This is a genomic window from Phreatobacter aquiterrae, assembly GCF_053471285.1.
In genome coordinates this window covers 142334-153441 of record NZ_JBJPHW010000003.1, presented here as the reverse complement: position 1 = coordinate 153441, position 11108 = coordinate 142334, and the positions used below count along the sequence as shown (strand labels likewise).

The window sequence follows — 11108 nt, the reverse complement described above, 5'->3', positions numbered from 1 at the left end:
GCTTCAGGGCTGATTAAGATATCTGCGGCATTCTTCGGCTCCAAAGGTCACAGAGAATGACATCGCGGATCGAAGACGCCCTCCAGCCGATCAATTCGATGATCGGCGCTCTCGCGCCCAAGCTGCGCGGAGCGCTGGTGGAGGAGCTCGTCGAGGAGATCTCCCGCGAGCGCCCCGATGCCGAATCGCGCAAGGCGCTGGTTCTCGACAACATCGTGGCCCAGGCCCTCACCAACGCGCCGCTCCCGAGCCGTGTCCGCGCTTCGCCGCGCCTGGCGCGCTGCGCGGGCACGCTGCCGGAAGCGACCGCGACGCTGGCCTGCGACGTCATCGCCGTCGCGGAGGCCATCCTCTCGTCTCCGGAATTGCCGGACACCATCCTGTTGCGGGCCTGCGCCGAGGATCGCCAGGAGCACATGCAGATCATCGCCAAGCGCGCGCGCGTATCGGCGCTGATCGCCAGCGCCATCGTCCGCCTCGGCGAAGCCGCGACCGTCCTGACTCTGGTGCGCAATGCCGGGGCGCAACTCTCGGCGGAAGGGTTCGCCGAGATCATCGCCCGCCATGGCAGCGACCCCTCGGTCCGGTCGCTCGTCGCGCAGCGCGCGGATTGTCCGCCCGATATCGTGTCGAAGTTCGCCGTTCACGCCAGCCGCGACGTGCCGACCGGGGACGAACTCCTCCGGCAACTCCAGAGCCTCGCCGAGGAGCGCCAGATGGTTCCCGCCATGGACCTCCTGATGCGCTGCATCGGCCGCGACCGCGATGCCGGCCGCAAGATTCTCGAGCGCGACGACGAGAAGGCGCTGGGCGCCATCTGCCACATCGCCGGGGTGGATGCCGAGACCTACGAGGCGCTGGTCGCAGCCTGGCGCATCAATGCCGGCAAGCCGATGACCGACGTGCACAAGGCTCCCGTCCGCTTCCGCCTCATGCGGCCCGCCGAAATCGACCGGGTGATCGCGCGCCTGCCGCTCGCGCGCATGCGCACGGGCGAGGCCGTCCCCGCCTGACGCGTCGATCCTATTCCGCCGCCGCCTGATAGCGCTGCAGCGGCAGGTCGAGATCCAGCCAGACCTGGACGAGAGCCGCGGCGAGATCGTCGATCATCGCGTCCGTATGGGCTGGCCCCGGCGTGATCCTGAGCCGCTCCGTGCCCTTCGGCACGGTCGGGTAGTTGATCGGCTGGATATAGATGCCGTGGCGGGCGAGCAGCATGTCGCTCGCCGCCTTGCAACGCTCGGCATCCCCCACCAGCACCGGGACGATGTGTGTCTCGGACGCCATCACCGGCAGGCCCGCCAGAGACAGGACGCGCTTGGCGCGCGCCGCCTGGCGCTGCTGCATGTCGCGCTCGATCGAGGATGACTTGAGGTGGCGGATGGCGGCCGTCGCCGCGCTCCCCACGGCCGGCGGCAGGGCGGTGGTGAAGATGAAGCCGGGCGCATGGCAGCGCACGGCATCGACCAGCGCCGCCGAGCCCGCGATATAGCCGCCCATGACACCGAAGGCCTTGCCGAGCGTGCCCTCGATCACGTCGAGACGCTGCATCTGGCCGTCGCGCTCGGCAACGCCCGCGCCGCGCGGCCCGTACATGCCCACCGCATGCACCTCGTCGATATAGGTCATCGCCCGGTAGCGCTCGGCGAGATCGCAGATTTCGCGGATCGGGCTGACATCGCCGTCCATCGAATAGACGCTCTCGAAGACGATGAGCTTGTTGCGGTCACGGCCTGCGGCGGCCAGCAATTCCTCCAGATGTACGAGGTCGTTGTGGCGGAACACCTTCCGCTCGCATCCGGCCTGGCGCACGCCCTCGATCATCGAATTGTGGTTGAGCGCGTCCGACAGGATCAGGCAGTCGGGCAGCAGCTTCGCGATGGTCGAGATACCGGCCTGGTTGGAGACGTAGCCGGAGGTGAAGACGAGAGCGGCCTCCTTGCCGTGGAGGTCGGCGAGTTCGCGCTCCAGTTCGACGATAGGGTGGGACGTGCCGGAAATGTTGCGCGTGCCCCCGGCGCCGGCGCCCATCGCGCGGGCCGTGCCGGCCATCGCCTCGACGACCTTGGGATGATGACCCATGCCGAGATAGTCGTTGGAGCACCAGATGACCACGTCGCGGTCGCCGTCCGGGCCATGCCAGGTGGCATGCGGGAAGCGGCCGACATGACGCTCGAGGTCGGCAAAGACGCGGTAGCGGCACTCGTCCTTCAGGCGGGACACGGCCGTTTCGAAAAACTGGGCGTAGGTCATGGCTCGTCCGGTTCAGCGAGCCCCGGCGACAGGTCGGGGGGAATTGGAATGTGCCTCAGCACATCCGTCCGGGCTTTGACGTCGATCAAGGCCCGATCCGCTCTCTAGCATCGTTCCAATCTGCCACGCCACCGTCCGGGCGCCGCGGCCGATCACAGCCCGTTGAGCCGCATCAGCGCCTCGAAATGCTTCGTCGCCTGATAGTCGAGGACCTGCATCCACTCGCGCGCCGTCTGCCTCGCTTGATCGTCCGGGATGATCTTCAGCGGCAGGCCGGTCGACAGGGCGAGGATCTGCTGCCGGCAGGCGCGCTCCAGATAGTAGAGGTCGTCGAAGGCGACGGCGACGGTGGGGCCGCCGATGGTCACGCCGTGGTGGTCGAGGAAGATGACGTCGGCGTTCGGATTGTCCTTCTGCGCGCGGGCGATGCGCTCGCCCTCCTCGGCGTTGAGGGCGACGCCGCCGAAGCCCTGATAGGCGGTCCTGTCGAGGAACCGGCAGGCCGTCTGGTGCGCCATCTCCAGCTTGCCGCCCTCCACCATGGTCAGCGCGGTCGCATGCGGCATGTGGACGTGGAGGATGGCCTGGTGGCGGGGATTGGCGCGGTGTCCGGCGATATGGATGTTGCGCGCAGTGGCCTCCACCTCGCCCCATCCTTCCAGGATCGCCCCGGTTTCGTCGATCATCAGCAGGTCGTCGGGGCGCATTTCACCCCAATGAATGCCATAGGGATTGATCAGATAGCGCTCGCCGGCGCCCGGCACTGCGACGGAGAAGTGGTTGCAGATGCCCTCGTTGAGGTCGAAGCGCGCAGCCAGCCTCAGGGCTGCGGCCAGTTCGCGACGCAAGGTCCGGATATCGGCGGTGGCGGCCATCGTCTGCTCCCTCCAGATCACGATCGGATTGGGTCCCGAAAATGAAAACGCCTGCGATCATCTCGCAGGCGTTGGTCACAATGCCGGGTGCTGCCGGATGCCGGCAAGCCTCATTTCGGCGCGAGCACCATGATCATCTGGCGACCCTCGAGGCGCGATTCCTGCTCCACCTTGGCGATGTTGACGGTATCCACCTTCACGCGGTCGAGAACCTTCACGCCGAGATCCATATGGGCCATCTCGCGGCCGCGGAAGCGCAGGGTGACCTTCACCTTGTCGCCCTCCTCGAAGAACCGCTTCATCGCCTTCATCTTCGTATCGTAGTCGTGATCGTCGATGCCGGGACGCAGCTTGATCTCCTTGACCTCGACCGTCTTCTGGTTCCGGCGGGCCTCGGCGGCCTTCTTCTGCTCCTGGAACTTGAACTTGCCGTAGTCCATGATCTTGCAGACGGGCGGGACGGCGTTCGGCGCGACCTCGACGAGGTCAAGTCCTGCCTCGACGGCCATCAGGACGGCATCGCGGGTCTGGATCACGCCGCGGTTCTCACCTTCGGCGTCGATCAACTGGACTTCGCGGACACGGATCATCTCGTTGATGCGCGGCCCGTCGCGTTCGACGGGGGCGGCGGCTCTCATGGGTCTGCGAATGGGGGCGTCTCCTGTAACGTTGCCGGGACCGGATCGCCGTGGTCTGCGCCCCTGCCCGACAGGGAAAGACGCTTGACGACCACGGACCATCCGGAAGCTGGCGAAGATCGGTAGAAATGCAGAGGAAGTCAATGGTTCGGCAGATTTTGCCGCGCGATCTTGTCCTCATGCCACAGCAGGAGCTAGGCAGGGCCCGGCGCCGCCCGCCCCAGACCGGAGAAACCCGCTCATGACGACCCTGCCACTTCCCGCGTTCCTCACGGTCGGAGAGGGACCCGCAGCCCGCCGCATCGCCTGGCGTCGGGTCGATGGGCGAGGCCCCACCATCGTCTGGCTCGGCGGCTTCAAGTCCGACATGAAGGGCACCAAGGCCGAGGCGCTGTCGGAGTTTGCGGCCGCCACGGGCCGCGCCTTCCTGCGCTTCGACTATTCGGGCCATGGCGAATCGGACGGCGCCTTCGAGGACGGCACCGTCTCGCGCTGGGCAGAGGAGGCTGCGGCCATGGTGGCGCTCGCCGGCGAGAGGCCGCTTCTGGTCGGCTCCTCCATGGGCGGGTGGATCGCCCTGCTCGTGGCGCGGCAGATGGCCACGCCGCCGGCCGGCATGGTGCTCATCGCGCCCGCGCCCGATTTCACCGAGGCGCTGATGTGGCCGTCCTTCCCCGACGCGGTGAAGCGCCAGATCGAGACCGAGGGCCGCTGGGTTCGCCCGTCCGCCTATGACGAGGGCGGCTATCCCATCACCCGTGCGCTGATCGAGGACGGAAGGCGCAATCTCGTGCTGACGGGGCTGGTCGAGACCGGCTGTCCCGTCCACATCCTGCAGGGTATGGAAGACCCGGACGTGCCCTGGCGCCATGCCATGCTGCTGGCCGAGAAGATGGCGCGCGACGATGTCGTCGTCACCCTGATCAAGGACGGCGATCACCGCCTGTCACGCGAGGAGGACCTCCAGCGGCTCCGCGATGCCGTGGAGACCCTGGCCAGCTGATTCACAGAGCTTGATTCTACTATCCGAGAATGATAGTCTCGAATCATGGAAACCGCTGCCGATCTGGCCGACAATCTCGACCTCACCGTCGCCCAGCGAGTGCGCGACCTGCGGGCCGCCAAAGGCCTCACCCTCGACCAGCTCGCAGCCCTGTCCGGTGTCTCGCGCGCCATGATCTCGCGCATCGAGCGCGCCGAGGCGAGCGCCACGGCCGTGCTGCTGGTCAAGCTCGGAGCTGCCCTCGGCGTCACCCTCGGCGCCCTGTTCGAGAGGCCCGAGCCGAAGCCCAATCCGGTGCGCCGCGCCGCCTCGACGCCCGTGCGCACCGATCCGGAGACCGGCTACACGCGGCGCAACGTCGCGCCGCCGAACGCGTCGGGAACCGACATCGTCGAGGTGATGCTGCCGGCCGGCAAGCGCGTCGCCTACGACAACATCGTCGTCATTCCGGTGGAACAGTTCGTCTGGGTCTTCGAGGGCACCCTGACCCTCTCCTATGACGGCCTGACCACCGATCTCGGTCCGGGCGACTGCCGCGTCATGCGGCTCGACACTCCGCTCGTCTTCGAGAACCGCACGCAGGCGCCGGCGCGCTACTGCGTCGTCCTCGTGCCGCATTCGGGTGTTCTGGGACAGCGGCGATGATCACCATCGAGACCCTCGACGCCGCAGCGGCGGCCCGCCACGCTCCGGCCCTTGCCGAGGTGCTCGCCGATTGCGTCGGCAACGGCGCCTCGGTCAGCTTCATGAACCCCTATACCCAGGCGGACGGCGAGGCCTTTTTCATGCGGGTCGCCGACAGCGTCGCCGCGGGCGACACGGTGCTGGTGGTGGCCTTTCTCGGCGAGCGCATCATCGGCACGGCGCAGCTCGGCCTCGACATGCCGCCGAACCAGCCGCATCGGGCCGAGGTCAAGAAGATGCTGGTCCACACCGACGGGCGGCGGCAGGGCATTGCAGCCTCCCTGCTGCGGCGGGTGGAGGAGGAGGCGCTGGCGCGCGGCCGCACCCTCCTGATCCTCGACACCGGTAGCGAGGAGGCGCGGCGCGTCTATGAGCGCGGCGGCTGGTCGCGCTTCGGCTTCGTGCCGGATTTCGCGCTGCTGCCGGATGGTGGCTTCTGCGACACGACCTTCTACCTCAAGGATCTCTCGCCGCCCCGCGGCACGCCGGTCTCGGCCGTCACAGTGCGCGACGCGACTGAGGGCGATCTTCCCGCCATTCTCGCCATCGTCAACGAAGCCATCGCCAACACGACCGCCGTCTGGTCGGACGATCCGGTCGATCTCGACAGCCGGCGCGCCTGGCTGGACGCGCGTCGGCAGGCGGGAAACCCCGTGCTGGTCGCGCTGGACGGGGGCGATGTGGTCGGCTTCGGCACTTATCTGCAGTTTCGCGCCTGGGACGGATTCCGCAATGCCGTGGAGCACTCAGTCTATGTCCGCTCCGATCGGCGGGGCTCCGGCGTCGGCTCGGCCCTCGTCGACGCGCTGATCGTGCGGGCGAAGGCCGACGGCAAGCATGTCGTCATCGGCGGCATCGAGGGGAAGAACTTCGCCTCCCTACGGCTGCATCGGCGCGCCGGCTTCATCGAGGTCGGTCGCATGCCGGGCATCGGCGAGAAGTTCGGCCGCCGCCTCGATCTCGTCTTCGTGCAGAAGCAGATCGCCTGAAAGCTCAATCCGACCCGTATCGGTGCAGGTGGGCGCCGTTGACGCGCAGCCACGCCTTGGCGGGCTCCATGCCCGGGCACAGATCCCTGACGATGCGCCAGAAGCGGACCGAATGGTTCATCTCGCGCAGATGCGCCACCTCATGGGCGGCGAGATAGTCGAGCACGAAGGGCGGCGCCAGGATGAGCCGCCAGGAGTAGTTGATGGCCCCGGTGGACGAGGCCGAGCCCCAGCGGCTCGACTGGTCGCGAATGCCGATGCGCGTCACCTTGACGCCGAGATAGGCCGCATGACGGCGGGTTGCGGCCTCAAGGTCCTTGCGGGCCTCGCGCTTGAGGAAATCCTGGACGCGCCGCGTGACGAAGGCGGCATCGCCCGCCACGAGGATCGCGCCGTTCTCCACCCAGACCGTGCCCCGGCGGTCCGGCCGGTGCTGGACGAGGTGCGCCACGCCGCGCAGGGGGATCTCCGCGCCGGGTACGAAGCCGAGGGCCTCCGGGATGCGGTTCAGGCGGGTGGCGATCCAGGCGCCGTGCCGCTCGGCAAATCCGATGGCATCGGTGAGACGGGCGCGCGCCGGCATGGACAGCACGGCGTCGCGGTTCGCCGCGCGGACGCGCAGCGTGAAGCGCCGCGCCTGCGGCAGGCGGCGCAGGGCCACCGAATAATCGACGCCCTCGTGCGAGACGGTGATCGCCTCGGGATCGGGCTCGCGCTGAAACAGCCTGCGGATCACGGACATGGGCACAGGATAGACGAGTCGCCGGGTTCGAGGCCAGCAAGCACCGCGTGATCAGCCGGCTCCGCATGAAGCCTGCTGACACGGAGCCGCCGGGGGCTCAGTCCTTCTTCGGCGCCTGGACAGCGGCGACGCCGGCGCGACCGCCGCGGATCATCTTCAGCACCGTCTCCTTCGTCGACGGCTTCGCCTTCGAGGCGTTGGCCTTGCGGTAGGCGTGCGTGCGCATGAAGTCCATGACGCGCGGGGCGATGTCGGCGCGGAACCGCGAGCCGTTGAAGACACCGTAATGGCCCACCGCAGGCTGCAGGTGGTGATGGCGCATGTCCTCGGGGATCGAGGTGGCGAGGCCATGGGCGGCGAGCGTCTGGCCGCCGCCGGTGATGTCGTCCTTCTCGCCTTCGACGGTGAGCAGCGCCACCCGGCGGATCGCCTTCGGGTCCACCGGCCGGTCGCGGTGCATCATGATGCCACGCGGCAGGTGATGCTCGACGAAGACCCGCTCGATGGTCTGCAGGTAGAACTCGGCCGTCAGATCCATGACGGCGAGATACTCGTCGTAGAACTCGCGGTGCTTCTGGGCGCTGTCGCCGTCGCCCTTGACGAGGTTGCGGAACAGCTCGCGATGGGCGTCGACGTGCCGGTCGAGGTTCATCGTCATGAAGCCGGTGATCTGCAGGAAGCCCGGATAGACCGGGCGCATCATCGCCGGGTGCGGGAAGGGCACGGTGGTGATGACATTGCGGCGGAACCAGTCCGTGCCGCGTTCCTCGGCCAGCTTATTGACGGCGGTGGGGTTGGAACGGGTGTCGATCGGGCCGCCCATCAGCGTCAGCGTCGTCGGCACATAGGGGTCGTCCTCGGCTTCCATCCGCGCGACGGCCATGAAAACCGGCACGGCCGGTTGGCAGACGGCCATGACATGGGTGTCGGGGCCGAGGAAATGCAGCATCGAGATGATGTAGTCGACGTAGTCGTCGAGGTCGAGGCGGCCCTCCGCCATCGGCACCATGCGGGCGTCGGCCCAGTCGGTGACGAACACCTCGTGGTTCGGCAGGAAGGTCTCGACCGTGCCGCGCAGCAGAGTCGCATAATGGCCCGACATCGGCGCGACGATCAGCACCTTCGGATCGGGCTTGTGGCGCTGCGGCAGGGCGCGCTGGAAATGGATGAGGTCGCAGAAGGGGCGCTGCCAGACCACCTTCTCGGTGATGCCGACACGCTCGCCGCCGACCAGCGTCGTCGGCAGGTTGAACGGCGGCTTGCCGTAGCGCCGCGTCGTCCGCTCGAACAGCTCGGCCGCCGCGGCCATCTGCTTGGCGAGAGGGAACTGCCCGAAGGGATTGATGGGATTGGTCAGCGCCGACTTGGTGGCATCCGCCATGGCCCGGTAGGGCGAGAGCATGGCGTGGGTGGCTTCATACCAGTGATACAGCACGCGGATGCCTCCAGGATGCAGGAGAGGGATCGGTGGAATCACCCGTCGGAGACGGGCCTCTCAGGCTAACGGTAGACGTGCTGTCCACCCGCAAGGTTCCATTCCGAATGCTGCACTGCCGAAATTTGTAATCGACTTGTGACAGTCGGGGCAACACTACGGTGAGGAACAACAGGTTAACCGTGGCTTAACGTGGCATTCGGGTGACATTGGCCTAAAGCACGAGATCGGCCGCGCCTACTCGCCGCTGGAGAGCAGCGACCCGGCGTCGCGCGCCTGGTTGAGCAGGGCAATGAAGGCGTAGGAGGCCACCGCCATCCACAGGACGTTGAGGCCCGCGGCCGCCGCAAGGTGATCGAGCCGCAGGACGCCGTCGGCGAGAACGCCCCGCATGCCTTCGAACACATGCGTCGGCGGCAGGGCGAGCGCGAAGGGCTTGAGCCAGGCAGGGAGCACGCTAAGCGGGTAATAGACGCAGCACAGGGGCCAGAACACGAACATGATGGTCCAGGCGAGGCTCTCGGCGCCGAGGCCGTGGCGCAGGATCAGGCCGGCGACGACGAGCCCCACGGCCCAGCTGGTCATCACCAGGAGGGCGAAGAAGGCCACGAAGCCGATCCCGAGCCGGGCGAGGTCGAAGCCGAAGAAGGCGATGGCGAGGATCGTGGCGGGGATCATGCCGACCGCGAGGCGCGCGAGACTCATCACCATCAGCGCAACGACGAACTCCAGCGGCCTGAGCGGGCTCATCAACAGGTTGCCGAGATTGCGCGACCAGAGCTCCTCGAGGAACGAGACCGAAAAGCCGATCTGCCCGCGGAACAGGATTTCCCAGAGCAGCAGCCCCGACACCAGCGCCCCGCCGACGAACAGCGTGCGGTTGGACGAGGCCATGGCGTAGTTCTGCAGGAAGCCCCAGGTCAAGAGGTTGAGGATCGGCCAGTAGACGAGTTCCAGCAGCCGCGGCCAGGACGAGGCGATCAGATAGACATAGCGCAGGCAGAGGGCGCCGACGCGGTGAACGGAGAAGCTCATGCTGACGCTACCGCGGTCATGAAGGCGTCGAGCTTGGCCTGGTCGAGACGGCCGTCGGTCCTGACCCCCGAGCACAGGTCCACGCCGAAGGGGCGGACCAGGCGGATCGCCTCGCCGACATTGCCGGCAGTCAGCCCGCCCGCGAGGAAAACCGGCCGGATCGTGCGCTGGACGAAGGCGCGGCTCACATCCCAGTCATGGGTGCGTCCGGTGCCGCCGAGTTCGCGCATCGTGCCGCCCGGCTTGCCGGAATCGAGCAGGAAGGCATGCACATAGGGTTCGTAGCGTGGGATCAGGTCGAGGGCCGACGGCCCCTCGACGTGGATGACCTGGACGCGGCGCGCCAGGGGCAGTGATACCGCGAGCACGGCAAGTTCGGCCGGGTCGATATGGTCGACGATCTGGATCGTGTTGGTGCCGCATCGGCGCATGTGGCCCGCCATATCGACGCCAGAGCCGCGCGCCGTGAGCAGGAAGGTCGCCAGTGGCGGCGGCACGTCCGTCGTGATCGCCCGGATCGTGGCGTCGTCGACGAGGCCGGGCTCGGAGGCCATGGCGGCGACAAAGCCGAGGGCGTCCGCGCCGGCGGCAATCGCCATCCGCGCCTCGTCGAGGGACGAGATGCAGCAGATCTTCACGCGTGTGCGGGCGGTCATGTCGTGGCCTCCCGGCGCCCGCGGGCGACATCGAGGAAGACCTCCTCCAGGTTCGACCGCCCGAACCGGCGAATGAGTTCGCCGGGCGCCGCGTCATCCTCGATCCGACCCTGCTTCAGCATGATGACCCGGTCGCACAGCCGTTCCACCTCGCCCATGTTGTGCGAGGCCAGCAGGATCGCCGCGCCGCGCCGGTCGCGGTAGCGCTCGAGATGGCCGCGGATCCAGTCCGCGGTATCGGGGTCGAGCGATGCGGTCGGCTCGTCGAGCAGCATCACCTCGGGCTCGTTGATCAGGGCCTTGGCGAGAGCCACGCGCGTCTTCTGGCCGGCCGAGAGCCGGCCCGAGGGCCGGTCGAGGATCTCCATGAGGTCGAGGTCGGCGGCGAGCTCCGCAATCCGCCCCGCAAGGTCATTGACGCCGTAGAGCATGCCGAAGACCTTGAGGTTCTGCCGCACGGTGAGGCGATGCGGCATGTCGACATAGGGGCTCTCGAAGTTCATCCGGTGCAGCACGTCGTGGCGACGCCGCACCATGTCCGTGCCGAGCACCCGCACCTCGCCGGAGGTCGGCAGCACCAGGCCCATGATCATGCCGATGGTCGTCGACTTGCCGGCGCCGTTGCCGCCGAGCAGGGCCGTGGTCGAACCCTGGGCGACGGCGAAGGAAATTCCCGCCACGGCGCGCACCGCGCCGTAGGTCTTGACCAGATCCTTCACGTCGATGGCGGCGGGGGAGGAAGCCATTCCGATGACATGGGGCGGAATGCCCGCCGCGGCAAATCAAAAGCCGTGATGG

Annotated in this window: 12 protein-coding genes and 1 pseudogene; 5 read left to right on the top strand and 8 right to left on the bottom strand. The window is 67.7% G+C overall.

Going from position 1 to position 11108, the window contains the following annotated elements; genetic code table 11:
• Window positions 1-56: 56 nt before the first annotated feature.
• Entirely contained in the window at window positions 57-1013 is a 957-nt protein-coding gene (locus tag ACJ4V0_RS05810) for a DUF2336 domain-containing protein (RefSeq protein ID WP_448298617.1), read from the top strand.
• Window positions 1014-1023: 10 nt separating this feature from the next.
• Here the strand turns inward: ACJ4V0_RS05810 and hemA are convergent, their stop codons facing one another.
• The 3 genes from hemA to infC all read right to left on the bottom strand — a co-directional run bounded on the left by hemA (window position 1024) and on the right by infC (window position 3766).
• Window positions 1024-2253: a 5-aminolevulinate synthase gene (hemA, locus tag ACJ4V0_RS05805; RefSeq protein ID WP_448298616.1), complete on the bottom strand. Its 1230-nt coding sequence runs from the start codon at window positions 2251-2253 to the stop codon at window positions 1024-1026.
• A gap of 152 nt (window positions 2254-2405) precedes the next feature.
• Window positions 2406-3128, bottom strand: coding sequence for an aldolase (locus tag ACJ4V0_RS05800; RefSeq protein WP_448298615.1), 723 nt, complete (start codon window positions 3126-3128; stop codon window positions 2406-2408).
• 110 nt (window positions 3129-3238) lie between these two features.
• On the bottom strand, window positions 3239-3766 hold the full coding sequence (gene infC, locus ACJ4V0_RS05795; RefSeq protein ID WP_448298614.1) for a translation initiation factor IF-3: 528 nt from the start codon (window positions 3764-3766) through the stop codon (window positions 3239-3241).
• Between the two features lie 241 nt (window positions 3767-4007).
• On the opposite strand from infC, the gene ACJ4V0_RS05790 reads away from it, so the two are divergent.
• From ACJ4V0_RS05790 to ACJ4V0_RS05775, 4 genes and pseudogenes are all read left to right on the top strand, one after another.
• Window positions 4008-4769: an alpha/beta hydrolase gene (locus ACJ4V0_RS05790; protein WP_448298613.1), complete on the top strand. Its 762-nt coding sequence runs from the start codon at window positions 4008-4010 to the stop codon at window positions 4767-4769.
• Window positions 4770-4814: 45 nt separating this feature from the next.
• Window positions 4815-5414 carry a helix-turn-helix domain-containing protein gene (locus ACJ4V0_RS05785; RefSeq protein WP_448298612.1) on the top strand — a complete coding sequence of 200 codons (600 nt, stop codon included), beginning with the start codon at window positions 4815-4817 and terminating at the stop codon, window positions 5412-5414.
• Window positions 5411-5923 (top strand): annotated as a pseudogene (locus tag ACJ4V0_RS05780) (GNAT family N-acetyltransferase); the annotation flags it as partial. The gene ACJ4V0_RS05785 and the pseudogene ACJ4V0_RS05780, both read left to right, overlap by 4 nt.
• A gap of 33 nt (window positions 5924-5956) precedes the next feature.
• Complete coding sequence (locus ACJ4V0_RS05775) at window positions 5957-6442, top strand: GNAT family N-acetyltransferase (RefSeq protein WP_448298935.1); 486 nt, start codon at window positions 5957-5959, stop codon at window positions 6440-6442.
• Window positions 6443-6446: 4 nt separating this feature from the next.
• Here the strand turns inward: ACJ4V0_RS05775 and ACJ4V0_RS05770 are convergent, their stop codons facing one another.
• From ACJ4V0_RS05770 to ACJ4V0_RS05750, 5 genes are all read right to left on the bottom strand, one after another.
• Window positions 6447-7184, bottom strand: coding sequence for a M48 family metallopeptidase (locus tag ACJ4V0_RS05770; protein WP_448298611.1), 738 nt, complete (start codon window positions 7182-7184; stop codon window positions 6447-6449).
• Between the two features lie 97 nt (window positions 7185-7281).
• Window positions 7282-8619: a polyhydroxyalkanoate depolymerase gene (locus tag ACJ4V0_RS05765; protein ID WP_448298610.1), complete on the bottom strand. Its 1338-nt coding sequence runs from the start codon at window positions 8617-8619 to the stop codon at window positions 7282-7284.
• A gap of 237 nt (window positions 8620-8856) precedes the next feature.
• On the bottom strand, window positions 8857-9654 hold the full coding sequence (locus ACJ4V0_RS05760; protein ID WP_448298609.1) for an ABC transporter permease: 798 nt from the start codon (window positions 9652-9654) through the stop codon (window positions 8857-8859).
• Complete coding sequence (locus ACJ4V0_RS05755; RefSeq protein ID WP_448298608.1) at window positions 9651-10310, bottom strand: phosphoribosylanthranilate isomerase; 660 nt, start codon at window positions 10308-10310, stop codon at window positions 9651-9653. The genes ACJ4V0_RS05760 and ACJ4V0_RS05755 overlap by 4 nt, the downstream gene beginning before the upstream one ends.
• Window positions 10307-11056 (bottom strand): ABC transporter ATP-binding protein, encoded by a 750-nt coding sequence (locus tag ACJ4V0_RS05750; RefSeq protein WP_448298607.1) that lies wholly within the window; start codon window positions 11054-11056, stop codon window positions 10307-10309. Before ACJ4V0_RS05750 ends, ACJ4V0_RS05755 begins: the two co-directional genes overlap by 4 nt.
• Window positions 11057-11108: the final 52 nt, after the last annotated feature.

Coding starts and splice junctions, on each gene's coding strand:
- ACJ4V0_RS05785 (WP_448298612.1), top strand. CDS start 4,815: ATGGAAACCGCTGCCGATCTGGCCGACAATCTCGACCTCACCGTCGCC.
- ACJ4V0_RS05790 (WP_448298613.1), top strand. CDS start 4,008: ATGACGACCCTGCCACTTCCCGCGTTCCTCACGGTCGGAGAGGGACCC.
- ACJ4V0_RS05810 (WP_448298617.1), top strand. CDS start 57: ATGACATCGCGGATCGAAGACGCCCTCCAGCCGATCAATTCGATGATC.
- ACJ4V0_RS05800 (WP_448298615.1), bottom strand. CDS start 3,128: ATGGCCGCCACCGCCGATATCCGGACCTTGCGTCGCGAACTGGCCGCA.
- ACJ4V0_RS05750 (WP_448298607.1), bottom strand. CDS start 11,056: ATGGCTTCCTCCCCCGCCGCCATCGACGTGAAGGATCTGGTCAAGACC.
- ACJ4V0_RS05770 (WP_448298611.1), bottom strand. CDS start 7,184: ATGTCCGTGATCCGCAGGCTGTTTCAGCGCGAGCCCGATCCCGAGGCG.
- hemA (WP_448298616.1), bottom strand. CDS start 2,253: ATGACCTACGCCCAGTTTTTCGAAACGGCCGTGTCCCGCCTGAAGGAC.
- infC (WP_448298614.1), bottom strand. CDS start 3,766: ATGAGAGCCGCCGCCCCCGTCGAACGCGACGGGCCGCGCATCAACGAG.
- ACJ4V0_RS05755 (WP_448298608.1), bottom strand. CDS start 10,310: ATGACCGCCCGCACACGCGTGAAGATCTGCTGCATCTCGTCCCTCGAC.
- ACJ4V0_RS05760 (WP_448298609.1), bottom strand. CDS start 9,654: ATGAGCTTCTCCGTTCACCGCGTCGGCGCCCTCTGCCTGCGCTATGTC.